At 55.7% G+C, this 20,250-nt stretch carries 19 protein-coding genes, 2 tRNA genes and 1 other RNA gene; 14 read left to right on the top strand and 8 right to left on the bottom strand.

The features are described 5' to 3' along the window. The first annotated feature begins 9 nt into the window (after positions 1-9). From D7S44_RS08885 to D7S44_RS08865, 5 genes are all read left to right on the top strand, one after another. Positions 10-465 carry a YchJ family protein gene (locus D7S44_RS08885; RefSeq protein WP_120453994.1) on the top strand — a complete coding sequence of 152 codons (456 nt, stop codon included), beginning with the start codon at positions 10-12 and terminating at the stop codon, positions 463-465. A 54-nt stretch (positions 466-519) separates the two neighbouring features. Further along, positions 520-1,368 carry a formyltetrahydrofolate deformylase gene (gene purU / locus D7S44_RS08880; RefSeq protein ID WP_120453992.1) on the top strand — a complete coding sequence of 283 codons (849 nt, stop codon included), beginning with the start codon at positions 520-522 and terminating at the stop codon, positions 1,366-1,368. Positions 1,369-1,513: 145 nt separating this feature from the next. Next, positions 1,514-1,598, top strand: a tRNA-Tyr gene (locus D7S44_RS08875). Between the two features lie 45 nt (positions 1,599-1,643). After that, a tRNA-Tyr gene (locus tag D7S44_RS08870) sits at positions 1,644-1,728 on the top strand. Positions 1,729-1,772: 44 nt separating this feature from the next. Then, positions 1,773-1,900: non-coding RNA, RtT sRNA (locus tag D7S44_RS08865), on the top strand. Positions 1,901-1,922: 22 nt separating this feature from the next. On the opposite strand, the gene D7S44_RS23490 is transcribed toward D7S44_RS08865, so the two are convergent. Further along, positions 1,923-2,078, bottom strand: coding sequence for a hypothetical protein (locus D7S44_RS23490; RefSeq protein WP_158591233.1), 156 nt, complete (start codon positions 2,076-2,078; stop codon positions 1,923-1,925). Here D7S44_RS23490 and xthA point away from each other — a divergent pair. Further along, the gene (xthA, locus tag D7S44_RS08860) at positions 2,077-2,883 is read left to right on the top strand and encodes an exodeoxyribonuclease III (protein WP_120453990.1); all 807 of its coding nucleotides are present in this window, start codon (positions 2,077-2,079) and stop codon (positions 2,881-2,883) included. The two genes, D7S44_RS23490 and xthA, sit on opposite strands and share 2 nt — an antisense overlap. A 29-nt stretch (positions 2,884-2,912) precedes the next feature. Here xthA and D7S44_RS08855 read toward each other — a convergent pair whose 3' ends face one another. From D7S44_RS08855 to D7S44_RS08845, 3 genes are all read right to left on the bottom strand, one after another. Further along, positions 2,913-3,215 carry a YnjH family protein gene (locus D7S44_RS08855; RefSeq protein ID WP_120453988.1) on the bottom strand — a complete coding sequence of 101 codons (303 nt, stop codon included), beginning with the start codon at positions 3,213-3,215 and terminating at the stop codon, positions 2,913-2,915. Beyond that, positions 3,215-5,134, bottom strand: a complete 1,920-nt coding sequence (locus tag D7S44_RS08850) for a DNA topoisomerase III (protein ID WP_120453986.1) — start codon at positions 5,132-5,134, stop codon at positions 3,215-3,217. The genes D7S44_RS08855 and D7S44_RS08850 overlap by 1 nt, the downstream gene beginning before the upstream one ends. A 177-nt stretch (positions 5,135-5,311) precedes the next feature. After that, positions 5,312-5,863 (bottom strand): NAD(P)H nitroreductase, encoded by a 552-nt coding sequence (locus D7S44_RS08845; protein ID WP_120453984.1) that lies wholly within the window; start codon positions 5,861-5,863, stop codon positions 5,312-5,314. A 172-nt stretch (positions 5,864-6,035) separates the two neighbouring features. On the opposite strand from D7S44_RS08845, the gene sppA reads away from it, so the two are divergent. The 3 genes from sppA to pncA all read left to right on the top strand — a co-directional run bounded on the left by sppA (position 6,036) and on the right by pncA (position 9,619). After that, positions 6,036-7,895 (top strand): signal peptide peptidase SppA, encoded by a 1,860-nt coding sequence (sppA, locus tag D7S44_RS08840; protein WP_120453982.1) that lies wholly within the window; start codon positions 6,036-6,038, stop codon positions 7,893-7,895. An 84-nt stretch (positions 7,896-7,979) separates the two neighbouring features. Continuing rightward, positions 7,980-8,993 carry an asparaginase gene (ansA, locus tag D7S44_RS08835; protein ID WP_120453980.1) on the top strand — a complete coding sequence of 338 codons (1,014 nt, stop codon included), beginning with the start codon at positions 7,980-7,982 and terminating at the stop codon, positions 8,991-8,993. Positions 8,994-9,010: 17 nt separating this feature from the next. Further along, positions 9,011-9,619, top strand: a complete 609-nt coding sequence (gene pncA / locus D7S44_RS08830) for a bifunctional nicotinamidase/pyrazinamidase (protein ID WP_120453978.1) — start codon at positions 9,011-9,013, stop codon at positions 9,617-9,619. Positions 9,620-9,657: 38 nt separating this feature from the next. On the opposite strand, the gene D7S44_RS08825 is transcribed toward pncA, so the two are convergent. Further along, positions 9,658-9,939, bottom strand: coding sequence for a YeaC family protein (locus D7S44_RS08825; protein WP_120453976.1), 282 nt, complete (start codon positions 9,937-9,939; stop codon positions 9,658-9,660). Between the two features lie 3 nt (positions 9,940-9,942). Further along, entirely contained in the window at positions 9,943-10,353 is a 411-nt protein-coding gene (gene msrB, locus D7S44_RS08820) for a peptide-methionine (R)-S-oxide reductase MsrB (RefSeq protein ID WP_120453974.1), read from the bottom strand. A gap of 341 nt (positions 10,354-10,694) precedes the next feature. Here msrB and gapA point away from each other — a divergent pair, with 341 nt between their 5' ends. Next, positions 10,695-11,690, top strand: a complete 996-nt coding sequence (gene gapA, locus D7S44_RS08815; protein ID WP_120453972.1) for a glyceraldehyde-3-phosphate dehydrogenase — start codon at positions 10,695-10,697, stop codon at positions 11,688-11,690. A 75-nt stretch (positions 11,691-11,765) separates the two neighbouring features. Beyond that, a complete protein-coding gene (locus tag D7S44_RS08810) occupies positions 11,766-12,641 on the top strand; it encodes a D-hexose-6-phosphate mutarotase (RefSeq protein ID WP_120453970.1) in 876 nt (291 codons plus the stop codon). Positions 12,642-12,817: 176 nt separating this feature from the next. On the opposite strand, the gene D7S44_RS08805 is transcribed toward D7S44_RS08810, so the two are convergent. Together D7S44_RS08805 and D7S44_RS08800 are read right to left on the bottom strand one after the other, a co-directional pair. After that, positions 12,818-13,669: an aldo/keto reductase gene (locus D7S44_RS08805; protein WP_120453968.1), complete on the bottom strand. Its 852-nt coding sequence runs from the start codon at positions 13,667-13,669 to the stop codon at positions 12,818-12,820. A gap of 72 nt (positions 13,670-13,741) precedes the next feature. Next, complete coding sequence (locus D7S44_RS08800; RefSeq protein WP_120453966.1) at positions 13,742-14,491, bottom strand: MipA/OmpV family protein; 750 nt, start codon at positions 14,489-14,491, stop codon at positions 13,742-13,744. Between the two features lie 420 nt (positions 14,492-14,911). Between D7S44_RS08800 and yeaG the strand changes: the two genes are divergently transcribed. The 3 genes from yeaG (at position 14,912) to D7S44_RS08785 (ending at position 20,190) form a co-directional block, all read left to right on the top strand. Further along, positions 14,912-16,846, top strand: a complete 1,935-nt coding sequence (yeaG, locus tag D7S44_RS08795) for a protein kinase YeaG (RefSeq protein ID WP_120453965.1) — start codon at positions 14,912-14,914, stop codon at positions 16,844-16,846. 89 nt (positions 16,847-16,935) lie between these two features. Next, positions 16,936-18,213 carry a YeaH/YhbH family protein gene (locus D7S44_RS08790; protein ID WP_120453962.1) on the top strand — a complete coding sequence of 426 codons (1,278 nt, stop codon included), beginning with the start codon at positions 16,936-16,938 and terminating at the stop codon, positions 18,211-18,213. A 249-nt stretch (positions 18,214-18,462) separates the two neighbouring features. Next, positions 18,463-20,190, top strand: a complete 1,728-nt coding sequence (locus tag D7S44_RS08785) for a potassium/proton antiporter (RefSeq protein ID WP_120453960.1) — start codon at positions 18,463-18,465, stop codon at positions 20,188-20,190. The last annotated feature ends 60 nt before the right edge of the window (positions 20,191-20,250 follow it).

Raw genomic sequence — 20,250 nt, 5'->3', positions numbered from 1 at the left:
GGAGTTATTGTGTCCGAACCCTGTCCTTGCTGCAGCGGGAAGCAGTATAGCCTATGTTGCGCTCCCTTTCTGGCGGGCGAGCAGCTGCCTGAATCGGCTGAGCAGTTAATGCGCTCGCGCTACACCGCTTACGCCATGCAAAACAGCGACTGGCTGATCGCCAGCTGGCATCCGAGCCAGCGTGAGCCTGAGATGGCGCAGCGATTATCCGAAAGTTTCGCCGGTACCGAATGGCTGAGCCTGAATGTAACCTGTTGTAATCATGGAAGCCATGATAATGAAGCTTTCGTCACTTTTTTTGCGCGTTACCGCGAAAATTCGCAGATACGCGCTATCCACGAGCGTTCTCGCTTTCTTCGCGAGGATCATCGCTGGTACTATGTCGACGGAACGGCGCCTCAGGTAGGGCGCAACGATCGCTGTCCATGTGGCTCCGATAAAAAATACAAGAAATGTTGTGGCTGAACAGCATACGGCCCAACGGTTTTACCCAATCGCTTTGACAGGACTCTGATCGAGATGCAAGCGCAAACTATGCAACGAAAAGTTTTACGTACCATTTGCCCTGACGCGAAAGGTCTAATCGCTAAAATTACGAATATCTGTTACAAGCACGAGCTAAATATCGTGCAAAACAATGAATTTGTTGATCATCGTACCGGGCGATTTTTTATGCGTACCGAACTGGAAGGCATTTTCAACGACAACACGCTGCTGGCGGATTTAGACAGCGCGCTGCCGACCGGATCGACCCGCGAGCTGAACAGCGCAGGCCGCCGTCGCGTGGTGATTCTGGTTACCAAAGAGGCGCACTGCCTTGGCGACCTGCTCATGAAGAGCGCCTTTGGCGGACTGGATATGGAGATTGCCGCGGTTATCGGCAATCACGACACCCTGCGTTCGCTGGTTGAGCGTTTCGATATTCCTTTCGTTCTGGTCAGCCATGAAGGTTTGTCGCGCGAAGAGCATGACAACCGTATGGCGGACGAGATTGATCGCTATCAGCCTGATTATGTGGTGCTGGCAAAATATATGCGTGTGCTGACGCCCGCGTTTGTGCAGCGCTACCCGAACCAGATCATCAATATTCACCACTCGTTCCTGCCTGCGTTTATCGGCGCACGCCCTTATCATCAGGCTTACGAGCGCGGCGTAAAGATCATCGGCGCAACGGCGCACTACGTGAACGATAATCTGGATGAAGGCCCAATCATCATGCAGGACGTGATTAACGTTGATCACAGCTACACGGCTGAAGAGATGATGCGCGCCGGACGCGACGTAGAAAAGAACGTATTAAGCCGCGCGCTTTATAAAGTGCTAGGGCAGCGCGTGTTTGTTTACGGCAACCGCACGATTATTCTTTAAGCGCATCGGGCGCTGAATTGCCTGTGAATTCAGCGCCACGGGCAAAAAGTGGGCAAACGGTTCACATTTTTCTGTTGGGCGCTTTACACCCTGAACGCATTTGGTATGATGCGCCCCGCTTTCAGGCACAATGATTCAGGCCAGTGGTGGGATTCCCGAGCGGCCAAAGGGAGCAGACTGTAAATCTGCCGTCACAGACTTCGAAGGTTCGAATCCTTCTCCCACCACCATCTGAATCACATGTTCGCCTGACCGGTCATTACCAACATATCCCAGGTGGGATTCCCGAGCGGCCAAAGGGAGCAGACTGTAAATCTGCCGTCACAGACTTCGAAGGTTCGAATCCTTCTCCCACCACCATCCTTGTATATTCTCCTGTATTTCATTTATCGCTCAGCTTTTCCCGGAAATTACAGCGGAGAAGGATGAGAAACTTCGACCGAAGGTTCGGGTCGAGCGCAGCGAGACAACGCGCATCGCGCGGTCCGGAGGGTGAGGCGCAACGCGCCGAATAATCCTTCTCCCACCACCATCCTTCTATATTCTCCTGTATTTCATTTATCGCTCAGCTTTTCCCGGAAATTACAGCGGAGAAGGGTGAGAAGCGTCGACTGAAGTTTCGGGCGCAGCATCGCACGCATCTCCATGACTTTTTCCTGAAAAATCGCTACCATCCGGCGCAACATTCGCAGAACACTGGTCCACGCCATGAAATTTGTTTCATTCAACATCAACGGGTTGCGCGCCCGGCCCCACCAGCTTGAAGCGCTGGTTGAACAGCATCAGCCAGACGTTATCGGCCTGCAGGAAACCAAAGTGCATGACGATATGTTCCCCCTCGAAGAGGTGGCGAAACTCGGCTATAACGTCTTTTATCACGGCCAGAAAGGCCATTACGGCGTGGCGCTGATGACCAAGGTACAACCGGTATCGGTGCGCCGCGGCTTTCCCGGCGACGATGACGAGGCGCAGCGGCGTCTGATCATGGCGGAAATTCCGAGTCCGATAGGCGACATTACCGTGATCAATGGCTATTTCCCGCAGGGAGAGAGCCGCGATCATCCGGTAAAATTTCCGGCGAAAGAGAAATTTTATCGCGATCTGCAATCCTACCTGGAGCAGAGTCTGCTGGCAGATAAGCCGGTGCTGATTATGGGCGATATGAACATCAGCAGCACCGATCTCGATATCGGCATTGGCGAAGATAGCCGTAAACGCTGGTTGCGCACCGGCAAGTGCTCATTTCTGCCGGAAGAGCGCGAGTGGATGGATCGCCTGCTGAAATGGGGTCTGGTGGATACCTTCCGCGAAAAAAATCCTGAAGTCAGCGACCGCTTCTCCTGGTTCGACTATCGCTCAAGAGGCTTCGATGACAATCGCGGATTGCGTATCGATCTGCTGCTGGCCAGCCAGCCGCTGGCCGCGCGCTGCGTAGAGACAGGGATCGACTACGAAATCCGCAGCATGGAAAAACCGTCCGACCACGCGCCGGTCTGGTCAACCTTCCAGTTCTGACGCGCCGGCGTGGCGATGCGCCACGCCGCTTACTTCACGATTTTCCAGATTAGCGGATTGGTGCCGAGCACCTTTTCATCACGCGCACACTGCAGCAGCACCCCTTCCGACTTCACCACCGCACCCTCGCTGTAATTACGATTCTCAAAAATACAGCACTGCTGGCAGCTCGGCGCGCTTTGATTTTGCGTCCAGACTTCAGGCGGCATATCCACCACCACATCCGCATTACCGCCAGCGTTATATTCCTGCTGATGCGAGTGCACAGGATTCGCCATGGCTGAACCGCTTAACAGCGCCGCAATAACCCAAAAACCGGCGAAATAACGCATTACTCGCTCTCCTTCTCTTTTCGTTTCGCCGTCCGTTTCGGACGTTTCTTCTGCCCTGTTGCGGGCAGCCCGCGAAAGGCCATCGCACTGGGCTGCTGGCGCGCCTGATGGATCAGTTCGGTCAGCGTACTGACCAGCGGTTGCATAAACTCCTCATAGCGGCACGCTTTCTCGCTGATGCGCGTCAGGGTAGATTCCCACTGCGCCGTCATATCGGGACGGGCCGCCAGCTCCGGCAGCGAATGGATCAATGCCCTTCCTGCGGCGGTTGCGTTGATATAGCGTCCATTCTTTACCAGAAATGCGCGGCGGAACAGCAGCTCGATAATCCCGGCGCGCGTGGCCTCCGTTCCTAAACCATCGGTCGCACGCAGCACTTTCTTTAATTCTTTATCCTGTACAAAGCGGGCGATGCCGGTCATCGCGGACAGCAGCGTCGCGTCGGTAAACGGGCGCGGCGGCTGGGTCTGCTTCGCCAGTACCTCGCCACGCTCACAGAGCAGTTCGTCATTCTTCGCCACAACCGGCAGCGGCGTCCCGTCATTCTCCTCGTCGCGCTCTTTGCTGCCCAGCAGCGCGCGCCAGCCCGCCTCGGCAAGAAAGCGCGCTTTGGCGACAAACTTGCCGCCCGCGATATCCAGCTCGATCACGCATTTGCGAAAGACCGCGTCGGGACAAAACTGCATCAGATACTGGCGCGCGATCAGGGCATACACGTTCTGCTCGTTCTCCGTCAGCCGCACCGCGCTGGCGCGGGCGGTAGGGATAATGGCGTGGTGGGCATCGACCTTCTTGTCATCCCAGCAGCGGTTACGGCGATCGGCGCTAAAGTCGTCCGGCGGCGTCATCGCGCCCGCATGCGCCTGAATCGCCTTTAGCACTGCGTGACGACCGGCAAAATGCTCTTCCGGCAGATAGCGGCAGTCAGAACGCGGATAAGTGATCAGCTTATGGGTTTCATAGAGCTTCTGGCAGGTGTCCAGTACCGTTTGCGCGCTCAGTCCGTAGCGCTTCGCCGCCTCGATCTGCAGGCTGGAGAGCGAAAAAGGCAGCGGCGCGCCCTCGCCTTCGCGCTTATCGTTATAGCTGGTGACGAGAGCAGGCTGACCTGCAATGCGGGCGACGACATGATCCGCCAGCGCACGGTGCAGCAGACGCCCCTCTTCATCCTGCCAGGGCTCGCAGGCGTCGCTGGGCACCCAGCTGGCGACAAAGCGCTGCTGATCTGGCGTCACGATATGGGCTTTTACTTCGAAATAATCCCTGGGAATGAAGTTTTCAATCTCTTCATCGCGGCGCACCACCAGGCCAAGAACCGGCGTCTGCACGCGGCCGACCGACAGCACGCCGTCATAGCCCGCATTGCGTCCCAGTAGCGTCCAGGCGCGCGTCATATTAATGCCGTAGAGCCAGTCGGCGCGCGCGCGCGCCAGCGCCGAAACGCACAGCGGAATAAATTCGCGGTTTTCGCGCAGGCGGCTTACTGCCCGCTCCACCGCCTGCGGATTGAGGTCGTTAATCAGGCAGCGCTGGACGCGGCTGCGTTTTTCCGCCGGCAACTGCAGATAGTCCAGCACTTCATCCACCAGCAGCTGCCCTTCGCGGTCGGGGTCGCCAGCATGTACCACCTCGCTGGCCTGCTTCAGCAACTTCTCGATCACTTTAAGCTGCTTCGCCACCGAAGGGCGCGGCTGTAACTGCCATTTTTGCGGGATGATCGGCAGGTCGGCCAGCGACCAGCGCGCATAGCGGCTGTCGTAGCTGTCCGGCTGCGCCTGCTCCAGCAAATGCCCGACGCACCAGGTAACGACCTGATCGTCGCCGCAGGCGATAAAGCCTTCGCCGCGACGGTGGGGTTTAGGCAACACATCGGCGATCGCGCGGCCAAGGCTGGGTTTTTCCGCAATAAACAAACGCATGGGTCAGAAAGATCCTTTACTTCAGGGTATGAAGGTCATTCGGCTAACGCGACAGAGGCGCTGCGCTATCTTAGACGTTTCCTGATACGGAGGTAAGCTCTGGCGGGCCACTTCTGGATCGGTCGCACAGGATCCGCGCAACCCGCTCAGCTGTCATATGAAGAGAGGAGCCGTCAGCTAGAAATAGCTGACAAAAGGCGCGGTGTCGGGATGAATTACGGTGGTGCTGGATTTTAACTGCGGCGTGCCAAGGTAGAGGAAGCCAACAATAGCGTCCTGTTCACGGCAGTTGAAGGCGCTGCGCACGCGCGCATTGTCGGTCCAGGGGCCGCTGCGCCAGATGCCGTTGAAGCCCTGCGCCGCTGCCGCCATCTGCATCGCCATCACTGCACATCCCGCTGACACCACCTGCTCCCAGCGCGGCACCTTAGGATGCTCTTCGCAGTGGGCGATAACGGTGATGATCATTGGCGCGCGGAATGGCGAGCGCGCAGCTTTATCAATCGCCTTGTCATCCAGCTGCGCCTCACGCGCCGCCTCTTCCAGCAGCGCGCTCAGACGATCGCGCCCTTCATTCTCAACGATCACAAAGCGCCACGGCTGCAGCGTGCCGTGATCCGGCGCACGCATCCCGGCCCGGATAATGTTTTGCAGACTCTCGCCGGAAGGCGCCGGCTCGGTCAGACGCGAAGCAGAGCGACGATTGACCAGTAATTCAAGTGCATCCATGGTTTTCTCCTGATGTCATAACGCGTTGGCTAATCCTGGCACAGCCTGATCTTTTGTAACAGTCCGCCGCGATTTCCTGCTGACATTTTCCACGCCGCTCTTTAGGATGAGGGCGTCATGGAAGGCGGAGCCGCGCGGCGACCGCTTTCCGCTAGCGAAAATGGAGAGTCTGATGCGCACATTGTGGCGAATTATTGCCGGTCTGTTCCGATGGACATGGCGAGTGCTGAATTTTATCAGGGAGTTTATTCTCAATCTGTTCCTGATCTTCTTAATCCTGATTGGCGTCGGCATCTGGCTGCAGGTCAGCGGTTCCGGCAGCAACTCGACGCCGCTGCAACAAGGCGCGCTGAAAGTCGATCTTACCGGCGTGCTGGTGGATAAGCCTTCGGTCAGCAATAAGCTGAGCAAGCTGGGACGTCAGCTGCTGGGCGCGAATAGCGATCGCCTGCAGGAGAACTCGCTGTTCGATGTGGTCGACGCCATCCGTCAGGCGAAGAGCGATAAAAATATTACCGGCATGGTGCTGGATCTGCGCGAATTCGCCGGTGGCGATCAGCCTTCTCTGCAATATGTTGGCAAAGCACTGCGCGAGTTCCGCGACAGCGGCAAGCCCATTTTTGCACTGGGCGACAGCTATAGTCAGGCGCAATACTATCTCGCCAGCTACGCCAGCAAAATCTACCTTTCTCCGCAGGGCACCGTCGATCTGCACGGCTTCGCCACTAACGGCCTCTACTATAAAACGCTGCTGGATAAGCTGAAGGTGAACTCCCACGTCTTCCGCGTCGGCACCTATAAGTCAGCGGTCGAGCCTTTCCTGCGCGACGATATGTCGCAGGCGGCGCGTGACGCCGACAGCCGCTGGGTCGGTCAGCTGTGGCAGAACTACCTGAATACCGTGGCGGGCAACCGTCAGATTACGCCGGAACAGCTCTTCCCTGGCGCGGCGGCCGTTATTGCTGGCCTTGAGGCGGTGAACGGCGATACGGCCAAATATGCGCTGAATAACAAACTGGTGGACGTGCTGGACAGCCGTGCGGCGGCCGATCAGGAGCTGGTGAAAACCTTCGGCTGGGATAAAGCCAGTAACGACTATCACAGCGTCAGCATCTATGACTACAACGTTAAACAACCGACCCAGCGGGATGGCAACATCGCGGTTGTGATGGCGAGCGGCGCGATTATGGACGGCGAAGAGACCCCGGGCAACGTTGGCGGCGACACCACCGCCTCGCAGATCCGCGATGCCCGTCTCGATCCTAAAATCAAAGCGATTATTCTGCGCGTCAACAGCCCTGGCGGCAGCGTCACGGCTTCTGAAGCGATCCGCGAAGAGCTGGCGGCGGCACACGCGGCCGGTAAGCCCGTCGTCGTCTCTATGGGCGGCATGGCGGCTTCAGGCGGCTACTGGATTTCGACGCCAGCCGACTATATCGTTGCGAACCCCAGCACCCTGACCGGTTCGATCGGTATTTTCGGCGTGATCAATACGCTGGAAAACAGTCTGGACAGCATCGGCGTGCATACGGATGGCGTTGCTACTTCGCCGCTGGCGGACGTCGCCTCTACCAAAGCCTTGCCGACCGAGGTCCAGCAGCTGATGCAGCTGACGATTGAAAACGGCTACCGCAACTTTGTCGGTCTGGTTGCCGCATCGCGTCATAAAACGCCGGAGCAAATCGACGCTATCGCGCAGGGCCATGTCTGGACCGGCAGTGATGCGAAAGCCAACGGTCTGGTGGATGCGCTGGGCGACTTTGACGACGCCGTGAAAAAAGCGGGCGAACTGGCGAAAGTCGCGAAGCCGCAGCTGGCCTGGTATCAGGATCAGCCCGGCATGTTCGATATGCTGCTTAACCAGGTCAGCGCCTCGGCACAGGCTGTGCTGCCGACAACGCTGAAAGCCTGGCTGCCTGCGCCAATGCTGGATGTGATGAGCGCCATGAAGCAACAGCCTGGCCTGCTGAATAATCTCAACGATCCGCAAAATCGCTATGCGTTCTGTCTGAACTGCGGCGAAGTGCGATAAAGCTCGCAGCCCGGTCGTAGACCGGGCTGCTTTTCCCCTGCTTTCCCCTTATACTGCGCGTTTTACGGCAAGTCTGAGTTTGTGATGCAAAAGAAAAATATCTATGTCGCTTATACGGGCGGCACCATCGGCATGCAGCGCTCTGCACAGGGCTATATACCGGTTTCAGGTCATCTGCAGCAGCAGTTGGCGAATATGCCGGAGTTCCACCGCCCTGAAATGCCCGATTTCACTATTCACGAATACGATCCGCTAATCGACTCCTCCGATATGACACCCGAAGACTGGCAGTCGATCGCGGAAGATATTCGACAAAATTATGATCGTTACGATGGATTTGTTATCCTGCATGGAACCGATACCATGGCGTTCACCGCGTCGGCCCTGTCGTTTATGCTGGAGAACCTGGCGAAGCCCGTGATCGTAACCGGCTCGCAGATCCCGCTGGCGGAGCTACGCTCCGATGGCCAGCAGAACCTGCTTAATGCCCTCTACGTTGCGGCGAACTATCCCGTTAACGAGGTATCGCTGTTTTTCAACAATCAGCTCTATCGCGGCAACCGCACCACAAAAGCGCATGCGGACGGCTTTAACGCCTTTGCGTCGCCGAACCTCTCTGCGCTACTGGAGGCGGGCATCCATATTCGTCGTCTGAATACGCCGCCCGCGCCGCAAGGAAAAGGCCCGCTGAAGGTGCATACCATTACGCCTCAGCCTATCGGTGTCGTCACCATTTATCCGGGCATTTCGGCGGACGTGGTGCGCAACTTTTTACGCCAGCCGGTTAAAGCGCTTATTCTGCGCTCCTATGGCGTCGGCAATGCGCCGCAGAATGCCGAGTTCCTTGCCGAGCTGCAGCAGGCCAGCGATCGCGGCATTGTCGTGGTTAACCTGACCCAGTGTATTTCGGGCAAGGTGAATATGGGCGGCTACGCCACCGGCAACGCTCTTGAGCATGCGGGCGTTATTAGCGGATTTGATTTAACGGTGGAAGCCGCGCTGACCAAGCTCCACTTTTTACTGAGTCAGGCGCTCTCCTGCGATCAGATTCGCGCCAGGATGCAGCAAAACTTGCGCGGTGAACTGACCGAAGACTAATTACGGAGCCACCTGTTATGAAGCAGGCCCTCATTATCATAGATATCCAAAACGACTTTTGTCCGGGCGGTCCAATGGCCGTGCACGAAGGCGATATGACCGTACCGGTCGCTAATCGTTATGCGCGGGAATTTCGCGCCCGAGGCGAATATGTGCTGGCGCTCCAGGACTGGCATCCGGCCAACCATGGCAGCTTCGCATCGGTTTCCGGCGAGCCGGTCTATACGCTGGGCGAACTGAACGGGCTGGCGCAGATCTGGTGGCCGGATCATGGCATTCAGGGCTCTGCTGGCGCCGAACTTCACCCCGGCCTCGATCGCAACCTGATCGACGCGGTATTTCATAAAGGTCAGGATGTCGATGTCGACAGCTACAGCGCCTTTTTCGACAACGGTCATCGCCGCAAAACCGAACTGGACAGCTGGCTGCAGGCGCGCGGCATTACCCATCTGGTGATGCTGGGGATTGCAACGGACTACTGCGTGAAATACAGCGTGCTGGACGCGCTGGAGCTGGGTTATCAGGTGACCGTGGTAAAAGAAGGCTGCCGCGGCGTGAATCTCAGTCCGGAAGACAGCGAGATCGCTTTCGCCCAGATGAAGGCGCAAGGCGCCGTGCTGATTTAATTAAATACAATAAGGCCGACGCAACGTCGGCCTTATGCTTAGTGCAGGTTGATGCGTGTAATCTCGCTATCGATGCCGAACTCTTCCTTCAGCTCTCTTTTCGATTTCGTCACCATCTCGCCGCCTTTGCCGATAGTCATATGCTGCGGCGCCTCGTTATGGCGTGCCTGATAGAGCATCACCAGCTGCATGCAGTTATCACGCTGCTCCTGAGTCAGCGCCACGCCGTCTGGCCACTTGCCGGTTTCCACCGCCGTCGCCAGGCGCTCATAAACCTCAGGCGTCATGGCGTCGAGCATGGTTTCGAGCTGTTGTTTCATCCTTTACCCCTGCTTTTCTTCGCCCTGTTCGTCAGTAAAACTCAGCGACGCCGAGTTTACGCAGTAGCGCTCGCCGGTCGGCTGCGGACCATCTGGAAAAACGTGTCCCAGATGGGCGTCGCAGTTGTTACAGCGGATCTCAATGCGGTGCATACCGTGAGAGTCATCTTCCAGATAGCGAATCGCGTCATCGCTGACCGGCTGATAGAAGCTCGGCCAGCCGCAGCCGGAGTCATACTTTGTCTCCGAGAGAAACAGCGGCGCGTTGCAGACCAGACAGTGGTAGATGCCTTCCTGTTTATTGTGCAGAAGCGCGCCGCTGAAAGGCGGTTCAGTGCCACGATGTTGAGTAACATAGCGCTGCATTTCAGACAATTGCGCAATTTTTGCTTCGGATGCGGTTTCTTTAGCCATTTGAGTGGTTCCGGAGAGTGTCATTCTGAAAAAATCGACTAATATTCTAACAAACGAATAACATTACCGGGGCTTTTTTCGTGCTTAGTCGACAGACTTCTTTTTCGCAGCGTAGATTTGTGACCTCGATCACCTTTTGCTAATGCTATCCCTTTATATTCAGCTCTCGGGTTTCAGCATCACCTCAACACGTTTGTTGCGCAAGCGGTTGCGCATCAAATTATTCCTGTCGAACGGATTGACCTGTCGCAACTATTGACACGATTCCGCTTGACGCCTGGTAAGGTTTTTGTAATTTTACAGCCAACCTTTTATTCACTAACAAATAGCTGGTGGAATATATGACTATCAAAGTAGGTATCAACGGTTTTGGTCGTATCGGCCGTATCGTTTTCCGTGCTGCTCAGCAGCGTTCTGACATCGAAATCGTTGCAATCAACGACCTGTTAGACGCGGACTACATGGCTTACATGCTGAAGTACGACTCAACGCACGGCCGCTTCAACGGCACCGTTGAAGTGCAGGACGGCGCGTTAATCGTTAACGGCAAAAAAATCCGCGTTACCTCTGAGAAAGACCCGGCTAACCTGAAGTGGGACGAAGTAGGCGTTGACGTTGTTGCTGAAGCGACCGGTATCTTCCTGACCGACGAAACCGCACGTAAACACATCACTGCTGGCGCGAAAAAAGTCGTTCTGACCGGTCCGTCTAAAGACGACACCCCGATGTTCGTTCGCGGCGCTAACTTCGACAAATATGCAGGCCAGGATATCGTTTCCAACGCTTCCTGCACCACCAACTGCCTGGCACCGCTGGCGAAAGTTATCAACGACAAATTCGGCATCGTCGAAGGTCTGATGACGACCGTTCACGCGACTACCGCTACTCAGAAAACCGTTGACGGCCCGTCTCACAAAGACTGGCGCGGCGGCCGCGGCGCATCTCAGAACATCATCCCGTCTTCTACTGGCGCAGCGAAAGCCGTGGGCAAAGTCCTGCCGGAGCTGAACGGTAAACTGACTGGTATGGCGTTCCGCGTACCGACTCCAAACGTCTCTGTGGTTGACCTGACCGTACGTCTGGAAAAAGCGGCTTCTTACAAAGAAATTTGTGAAGCGATCAAAGCGGCTGCAGAAGGCGAGATGAAAGACGTGCTGGGCTACGTGGAAGATGACGTGGTTTCTACCGATTTCAACGGCGAAGTGCTGACCTCTGTATTCGATGCCAAAGCAGGTATCGCGCTGAACGACAACTTCGTGAAACTGGTTTCCTGGTACGACAACGAAACCGGCTACTCAAACAAAGTTCTCGACCTGATCGCGCTGGTTGCTAAATAAGCATACCGGTCACGACAGACAATAAGGGCGACTTCGGTCGCCCTTTTTTATCGTAGCAACAGGAAGGATTCGGTTATGCAAGATAAAATTTTCTCCCTGCCGGTGGTGAAGCAAATTACCCCCTATCTCTCGCAGCGCCAGCTTGGTGATTTGCCGGTCATCGTGGTGAGTCATCCCCAGGTTCGTGCTGCGATAACCCTTCAGGGCGCGCACCTGATCGCCTGGCAGCCGAGCGGTGAAAAGCCGGTGATCTGGCTGAGCGAAAAGTCGCTTTTTTCAGCGGGTAAAGCCATTCGCGGCGGCGTGCCGATCTGCTGGCCATGGTTTGGGCCGGAAGGCGAACCGGCGCACGGTTTCGCCCGTAATCAACCATGGACGCTTTCGGCGCACGATGAGAATGACGAGAACGTGATGCTGACGTTTGTGCTGGAAAGCACGGCGCAAACGAAAAAGCTATGGCCGCATGACTTTACCCTTTTCGCCCGTTTCCGCCTGGGCAAGCACTGCGAAATCGAGCTTGAAGCGCACGGCGACTTTACCGCTACCGGCGCGTTGCACACTTATTTCCAGGTAGCTGATATCGCCGACGTCGAGGTGAGCGGACTGGGCACACGCTTTATTGACAAGGTGGACAATAACAGCGAACAGGCCTCCAGCGGCAAACAGACCTATCCCGGTCGCATTGACCGTGTCTTCACTCAGCCGGAAGATTGTTCGCTGGTTCACGATAAGCAAGGACAGCGCGTCATCGAGGTCTATCACCATCATCACAGCGATGTGGTTACCTGGAATCCGGGCGTGGAACTCTCCTGCAGCATGGCGGATATGGCGAATGACGGCTATAAGACCATGGTGTGCGTAGAGACGGCACGTATCAATAAGCCAATGCGCAGCGCAGGCGAAAAACCGGCGCGGCTGGCAACCACCTTCCGGCTGCGGCAAAAAGCTTAATAATTTTTCAGGCAAGTCTGGAAGCTAAGGAGTGGTTGACGCGGACTGAAGAGCAAAGCGTCCCGCGCCAGGGATGGCGCGGGCCGAGCGAGCAAGGATGCCTTGAGCGACTTTGCGATCGGTCCGCGTCATCCACGACAGCCCGGCACTGACAGAAATTATGTTTTGCCTGATTTTTACACCACATCCAGCGCCAGCTTATGTTGCGGCGGCGGAAAGGCTTTGTTGATCCGCGCCAGCTCTTCATCGCTCAGCCGGACCTGCAGCGCGGCCGCATTCTCCTGAACATGCGCCAGCGAACTGGCCTTAGGGATCGCGATAACGCCCTCGTTACGAATAACCCACGCCAGCAACAGCTGCGCTACGCTGATGCCCTTCTGTTGGGCAATCTCCAGCAGCGTAGCGTCAGAGAAGAGTGTCTGACGCAGCCTTCCCGCCTGTGCCAGCGGACAATAGGCCATCACCGGCATTTGACGCTGCTGACACTCTGGCAGGAGATCGAATTCAATTCCGCGCGAAGCGAGATGGTAAAGTACCTGATTGGTGGCGCAGGCTGTGCCGCCCGGCTCGCTCAGCAACTCCTGCAAATCGTCGACGTCAAAATTAGAGACGCCCCAGCGCAAAATTTTGCCCTGCTGCTGTAGCCTCTCCATCGCGCGGATCGTCTCTTCAAGCGGTACGTTGCCCCGCCAGTGCAGCAGATAAAGATCCAGCCGGTCGGTGCCGAGCCGTTTCAGACTACGCTCGCAGGCGTCGACTGCATCCACTTCACTTGCGTTCCATGGATAGACTTTAGAGACGACAAAAGCGCTGTCGCGTCGTCCACGCAGCGCCTCGCCTACGACCTCTTCCGCACCGCCTTCCGCGTACATCTCCGCCGTGTCAATCAGGGTTAATCCTGCATCCAGCCCCGCCTGCAGCGCGGCGACTTCTTCACGGCGGCGCGCGGCCTCCTCGCCCATATACCAGGTGCCCTGACCAATAGCGGGTAGTCGTGTGTGGTCATCAAAAGCGATCGCTTTATCCATCCTTTTACTCCTGCATCAAATCAGGGCACCAGAATAGTGCCATGGTTAAAAATCCGCCCCATAACGGTGACGTCAGAAGGTATAGCTGATACCTGTCCAGAGCGTGGTCTGCCCGCTTTTGTCGATCATCGGGCTGTCTTTGATCTCGCTATCGAAGCGGGTATAGCGGCCCACCAGGCTGGCATTCCACTGCGGCGAAATTTGATAGCTGGCGCCCAGTTCAACGTAAGGAGACCAGCTGTCGTCAGGCTGATAGCGGTTGATGCCGGTACGCGCAGCTTCATGGCTGGAGACGCCATAATAGTAGCGGTTCTGATTTGCGCTGTTCCACATGGCACCAATGCCAGGCGTCAGGCTAAAGTCGCCGAACTCGAAGCGATAGAGGTAGGCCAGATCCCAGATAATGCCGTTGCTGTTGTTCAGCACATCGCCCAGCAGCGCCGTACGAAGGATGCCCCAATCCGCCATATGGCTGTAGGTGGCGCCGCCCATCAGCGTCATACGACGCTTATCAAGGTCTTTCATATCGCCCAGATCGTTATCGCCCGGATCGTACTCCTGGGGCGATCCCAGCAGCGTCAGCGAGAGCTGGTTCTGCGGATCCTTCCACAGGTAATAGCCGCCCTGCAGGCTGTGGAACCAGAAATTATCGCCGTCATAATTGATAACCGGCAGCGGTAAATAGCGATCCTGTCCGCCACGGTAGGGGGACTGGGCGTAAATCACTGATGCGCCTAATGAGAAGCTTTCAGCAGCAGCGGTATTAGCAAAAAAAAGAGCGCAAATAATTGCGCCATGCGCTTTAAGTTTGAAATGGTTCACAATTTATTTCTTCCATAAATATAAAAATCACTACGAAGTTTAACGATTTTTGCTCGCCTGTTTAACCATAATCTGCGGTGCTCTTTAGCAGAGCGGCTGAAAGCGGCACATCTGCCGGATTCTACTCTCTTTTCCCTTTGAATAGCGCAAGCCTGGCTTTGCAACAATCTGACTTTGTTATTGATATATCGCCAGATAGCAAAATTATGCGGAGGAAATTTCCTAAATGCCTTCTACAGTTAAGAGTAAGCCGTAAGACTTTATACGAGCAGAGTGACCATAAGAAGTGTGTACCCCGATAACAATACATCAGGTTGGCATAAGGGTTGCTGTACTCAAATCAGAATATCTTCCGGGAGCTGCATGAGCCTTTAATTACGCTCCTTTACCTGTGCTAAAAACGAAAGGACGGGCATCGCTATGAATATATTCGATCACTATCGTCAGCGTTATGAAGCTGCCAAGGACGAAGAGTTCACACTGCAGGAATTCCTTGCCATCTGTAAGCAGGATCGCAGTGCATACGCCAACGCCGCAGAGCGACTCTTAATGGCTATTGGTGAGCCAGTAATGGTCGACACTGCTCAGGAGCCACGCCTTTCCAGAATATTCTCTAACCGTGTGATTGGCCGCTATCCGGCCTTCGAAGAGTTCTATGGCATGGAAGAAGCTATAGAGCAGATCGTTTCCTATCTGAAACATGCCGCTCAGGGTCTGGAGGAGAGAAAACAGATCCTCTATTTACTGGGGCCGGTAGGCGGGGGTAAATCATCGCTGGCGGAGCGTCTGAAAGCGCTGATGCAGCGCGTGCCGATTTACGTTCTGAGCGCCGACGGCGAACGCAGCCCGGTCAACGATCATCCGCTCTGCCTGTTTAATCCGCAGGAAGACGCCAACATTCTTGAAAAAGAGTACAACGTGCCGCGTCGTTATCTCGGCACAATTATGTCGCCCTGGGCCGCTAAACGGCTGCATGAATTCGGCGGCGACATTACTCGCTTCAAAGTCGTGAAAGTCTGGCCGTCGATTCTTGAGCAGCTGGCGATCGCGAAAACCGAGCCTGGCGACGAGAACAACCAGGATATCTCCGCGCTGGTGGGTAAAGTGGATATCCGCAAGCTGGAAAACCATGCGCAGAACGATCCCGATGCCTATGGCTATTCCGGCGCACTGTGCCGCGCCAACCAGGGTATTATGGAATTCGTCGAGATGTTTAAAGCGCCAATTAAGGTGCTGCATCCCCTGCTGACGGCGACGCAGGAAGGGAACTATAACGGTACGGAGGGGATCTCCGCGCTGCCGTTCAACGGTATTATCCTGGCGCACTCCAACGAATCGGAATGGGTAACCTTCCGCAACAACAAAAACAACGAGGCGTTCCTTGACCGTGTCTATATCGTCAAGGTGCCTTACTGCCTGCGGGTTTCCGAAGAGATCAAAATCTACGAGAAACTGCTTAACCACAGCGAGCTGGCTACCGCGCCCTGCGCGCCCGGCACGCTGGAAACGCTGGCCCGTTTCTCTATTCTGTCGCGCCTGAAAGAGCCGGAAAACTCCAGCATCTATTCAAAAATGCGCGTTTATGACGGTGAAAGCCTGAAGGACACCGATCCCAAAGCCAAATCCTGGCAGGAATATCACGACTACGCGGGCGTGGATGAGGGCATGAACGGCCTGTCGACCCGCTTCGCGTTTAAAATTCTGTCGCGCGTCTTTAACTTCGACCATACCGAAGTGGCGGCGAACCCGGTTCATCTTTTCTATGTGCTGGAGCAGCAGATTGAGCGTGAACAGTTCCCGCAGGACCAGGCTGAGAAGTATCTGGAACACCTGAAGGGCTATCTGATTCCGAAATACGCCGAGTTTATCGGTAAAGAGATTCAGACCGCTTATCTGGAGTCCTACTCTGAATATGGCCAGAACATCTTTGACCGCTACGTGACTTACGCCGATTTCTGGATTCAGGATCAGGAGTACCGCGATCCCGATACCGGACAGTTGTTCGACCGCGAGTCGCTGAATGCGGAACTGGAAAAAATCGAGAAACCGGCCGGGATCAGCAACCCGAAAGATTTCCGAAACGAGATTGTGAACTTCGTGCTGCGCGCGCGCGCGCAGAACAGCGGGCGCAATCCCAACTGGACCAGTTACGAGAAGCTGCGCACCGTGATTGAGAAGAAAATGTTCTCTAACACCGAGGAGCTGCTGCCGGTTATCTCGTTCAATACCAAAACCTCCACGGATGAACAGAAAAAACACGACGATTTTGTCGATCGCATGATGGAGAAAGGCTATACCCGCAAGCAGGTGCGTCTGCTGTGCGAATGGTATCTGCGCGTGCGTAAATCGTCATAATCACACCGCGTAAGCACGTTGATGCGCTGGCATTAAACCCATAAGGTCGGGCCACAGCCCGACCTGCTTACAACGTTTGGGGGAGTTTTATGGCCTACTTCATCGATCGGCGACTCAACGGCAAGAATAAAAGCGCAGTCAACCGACAGCGCTTTTTGCGCCGTTACAAGTCGCAAATCAAACAGTCTATCTCGGAGGCCATCAATAAGCGTTCGGTAACCGACGTTGAAAGTGGCGAATCCGTCTCGATTCCCGTTGATGATATTAACGAGCCGATTTTCCATCAGGGACGCGGCGGCAGTCGCCATCGCGTTCATCCGGGTAATGACCACTTTGTGCAGAACGACCGTATCGAGCGGCCTCAGGGTGGCGGTGGTGGTGGCGGCAGCGGTCAGGGCAACGCCAGTCAGGATGGCGAAGGCCAGGATGAGTTTGTTTTCCAGATCTCCAAAGATGAGTATCTCGACCTGCTGTTTGAGGATCTGGCGCTGCCGAATCTGCGTAAGAATCAGCATCGTCAGCTCAACGAATATAAAACCCATCGCGCTGGCTACACCTCTAACGGCGTGCCCGCCAATATCAGCGTGGTGCGCTCGCTGCAAAACTCGCTGGCGAGGCGAACCGCGATGACCGCAGGCAAGCGGCGCATGATGCATGAACTGGAAGAGGCGCTGACGGCGATAGAAAAAGCGGAGCCGGCGCAGCTGCTGGAAGAGGAGCGCTTGCGCAAGGAGATTGCCGAACTGCGCGCGCGCATTGAGCGCGTGCCCTTTATCGACACCTTCGACCTGCGCTACAAAAACTTTGAAAAACGTCCTGAACCTTCCAGCCAGGCAGTGATGTTCTGCCTGATGGATGTCTCCGGCTCGATGGATCAGGCGACGAAGGATATGGCGAAGCGCTTCTATATCCTGCTCTATCTCTTCCTGAGCCGGACCTATAAAAACGTGGATGTGGTTTATATTCGCCATCATACGCAGGCGAAAGAGGTGGATGAACAGGAGTTTTTCTATTCGCAGGAAACGGGCGGCACTATCGTCTCCAGCGCCCTGAAGCTGATGGACGAGGTGGTTAAGGAGCGCTACGACCCGGCGCAGTGGAACATCTATGCGGCGCAGGCGTCAGATGGCGACAACTGGGCGGATGATTCGCCGCTTTGTCACGAAATTCTGGCGAAGAATATTCTGCCGGTGGTGCGCTACTACAGCTATATCGAGATCACCCGACGCGCACATCAGACATTGTGGCGCGAGTATGAACATCTGCAGTCGGTATTTGATAATTTCGCCATTCAGCATATTCGCGAGCCAGAAGATATCTATCCTGTGTTTCGCGAGCTGTTTCACAAACAGGCAGCCGAAGCCTGACGTTCTGAGCCGGTCTATGACCGGCTTTTTATTTGATCGCACGAATATCTGCTAAAATACCCGCCATTAATCCCCTTGACGAACAATGCCTTTTTTTTGCACATTAAGCCTCAGCTTAAACAGGAAAATCAATTCGTATAATTAAAGTTAACGTGATGACAACTTGCTGATTACGCATGTTCTTTTTCAGATGCCCGGCCTTTCCCGGCACCAGCCTTCTTATGTTTGTCGTAACCGCAGGAGACCACATTGAACCACAACATTGTCTATAGCCTTTTTATCATCGGTTCTGTGCTGGTTGCGTCGAGCATCTTACTCAGTTCTTTCTCTTCACGACTCGGCATTCCGATCCTGGTGATCTTTCTGGCTTTAGGCATGCTGACAGGCGTCGACGGTATCGGCGGCATCGCCTTTGACAACTACCCCGCCGCCTATCTGATTTCTAACCTGGCGCTGGCCGTGATCCTGCTTGACGGCGGTATGCGCACCAAAGCCAGCTCTTTCAAGGTTGCCCTGGGTCCGGCGCTCTCGCTGGCGACGGTCGGCGTAATGATTACCGCCGGCCTGACCGGACTGGCCGCCGCCTGGCTGTTCCGTCTCGATTTAATGCAGGGTTTTCTTATCGGCGCGATCATCGGTTCTACCGACGCTGCGGCGGTTTTCTCGCTGCTGGGCGACAAAGGCCTGAACGAACGCGTCAGCTCTACGCTGGAGATTGAATCGGGCAGTAACGATCCTATGGCGGTATTCCTGACCATTACCCTGATTGAGATGATCCAGAAAGGGGAAACCGGACTCGACTGGATGTTTCTGGTGCATCTGGTGCAGCAGTTCGGTCTGGGCATCGTGCTGGGGCTGGGTGGCGGCTGGGCGCTGCAGCAGCTTATTAACCGCATCAGTCTGGCTCCCGGGCTCTATCCGCTGCTGGCGCTGAGCGGCGGTATTCTGGTGTTCGCGCTGACCACAATGCTGGAAGGTAGCGGCATTCTGGCGGTTTATCTCTGCGGCTTTCTGCTCGGCAACAGACCGATTCGTAACCGCCACGGTATTTTGCAGACCTTCGACGGCATGGCCTGGCTCAGTCAGATCGGCATGTTTATCGTGCTGGGCCTGCTGGTGACCCCCTCTGATTTGTGGCACATCGCGGTACCCGCGATGATTCTGTCGCTGTGGCTGATCCTGGTGGCGCGCCCCCTGTCGATTCTGGTGGGCCTGCTGCCGTTCCGCGGCTTTACCGGGCGTGAGCGCATTTTTATTAGCTGGGTCGGCCTGCGCGGCGCGGTGCCGATTATCCTTGCGGTCTTTCCTATGATGGCTGGCCTGGAAAACGCTTCGCTCTACTTTAATATCGCCTTCTTTGTGGTGCTGGTGTCGCTGATGCTGCAAGGGACGTCGCTTGGCTTTGCGGCGAAAAAGGCGCGCGTCGTGGTGCCGCCAACGGCGTCGCCCATCAGCCGCGTCGGGCTGGATATCCATCCGGAAAATCCCTGGGAGCAGTTCGTCTATCAGCTCAGCGCCGACAAATGGTGCGTTGGCGCGGCGCTGCGCGATTTGCAGATGCCGCGCGAAACCCGTATCGCCGCGCTGTTCCGTGATAATGCGCTGATGCACCCTAACAGTAATACGCGTCTGAAAGAGGGCGATGTCATCTGTGTGATTGGTCGCGAACGCGATCTCCCCGCGCTGGGTAAAATGTTCAGCCAGTCGCCGCCTGTCTCGCTGGATCAGCGCTTCTTCGGCGACTTTATTCTTGATGCTGAAGCGCGCCTGCGCGATGTCGCACAGATTTATGGGCTGGAGCTGGGAGAAGATACTAACGATCAGCAGTCGCTCGGTCAGCTGATAATGAGCATGCTTGGCGGAACGCCGGTAGTTGGTGACCATGTGGAGTGGAATCACCTTACCTGGACAGTGGCGGAAAAAGAAGATAACCGCATCGTTAAAATCGGCGTGCGCGTCGCTGAAGAGCGAGAATAATCCGAGACGCTACGACTCGATATTCCAGCGGAAACGGCTATGCTCATTATTTGGCCCAGC

It is taken from the genome of Pantoea piersonii, assembly GCF_003612015.1.
In the GTDB taxonomy this organism is placed as follows: domain Bacteria; phylum Pseudomonadota; class Gammaproteobacteria; order Enterobacterales; family Enterobacteriaceae; genus Pantoea; species Pantoea piersonii.
The sequence above is the reverse complement of the archived record's forward strand: the minus strand, read 5'-3'. Positions and strand labels throughout refer to the sequence as shown.

What these genes read in the sequence shown, in the direction of transcription:
- purU (WP_120453992.1), top strand. Translation starts at nt 520, where the DNA reads ATGCAAGCGCAAACTATGCAACGAAAAGTTTTACGTACCATTTGCCCT.
- xthA (WP_120453990.1), top strand. Translation starts at nt 2,077, where the DNA reads ATGAAATTTGTTTCATTCAACATCAACGGGTTGCGCGCCCGGCCCCAC.
- D7S44_RS23490 (WP_158591233.1), bottom strand. Translation starts at nt 2,078, where the DNA reads ATGGCGTGGACCAGTGTTCTGCGAATGTTGCGCCGGATGGTAGCGATT.
- D7S44_RS08855 (WP_120453988.1), bottom strand. Translation starts at nt 3,215, where the DNA reads ATGCGTTATTTCGCCGGTTTTTGGGTTATTGCGGCGCTGTTAAGCGGT.
- D7S44_RS08850 (WP_120453986.1), bottom strand. Translation starts at nt 5,134, where the DNA reads ATGCGTTTGTTTATTGCGGAAAAACCCAGCCTTGGCCGCGCGATCGCC.
- D7S44_RS08845 (WP_120453984.1), bottom strand. Translation starts at nt 5,863, where the DNA reads ATGGATGCACTTGAATTACTGGTCAATCGTCGCTCTGCTTCGCGTCTG.
- sppA (WP_120453982.1), top strand. Translation starts at nt 6,036, where the DNA reads ATGCGCACATTGTGGCGAATTATTGCCGGTCTGTTCCGATGGACATGG.
- ansA (WP_120453980.1), top strand. Translation starts at nt 7,980, where the DNA reads ATGCAAAAGAAAAATATCTATGTCGCTTATACGGGCGGCACCATCGGC.
- pncA (WP_120453978.1), top strand. Translation starts at nt 9,011, where the DNA reads ATGAAGCAGGCCCTCATTATCATAGATATCCAAAACGACTTTTGTCCG.
- D7S44_RS08825 (WP_120453976.1), bottom strand. Translation starts at nt 9,939, where the DNA reads ATGAAACAACAGCTCGAAACCATGCTCGACGCCATGACGCCTGAGGTT.
- msrB (WP_120453974.1), bottom strand. Translation starts at nt 10,353, where the DNA reads ATGGCTAAAGAAACCGCATCCGAAGCAAAAATTGCGCAATTGTCTGAA.
- gapA (WP_120453972.1), top strand. Translation starts at nt 10,695, where the DNA reads ATGACTATCAAAGTAGGTATCAACGGTTTTGGTCGTATCGGCCGTATC.
- D7S44_RS08810 (WP_120453970.1), top strand. Translation starts at nt 11,766, where the DNA reads ATGCAAGATAAAATTTTCTCCCTGCCGGTGGTGAAGCAAATTACCCCC.
- D7S44_RS08805 (WP_120453968.1), bottom strand. Translation starts at nt 13,669, where the DNA reads ATGGATAAAGCGATCGCTTTTGATGACCACACACGACTACCCGCTATT.
- yeaG (WP_120453965.1), top strand. Translation starts at nt 14,912, where the DNA reads ATGAATATATTCGATCACTATCGTCAGCGTTATGAAGCTGCCAAGGAC.
- D7S44_RS08790 (WP_120453962.1), top strand. Translation starts at nt 16,936, where the DNA reads ATGGCCTACTTCATCGATCGGCGACTCAACGGCAAGAATAAAAGCGCA.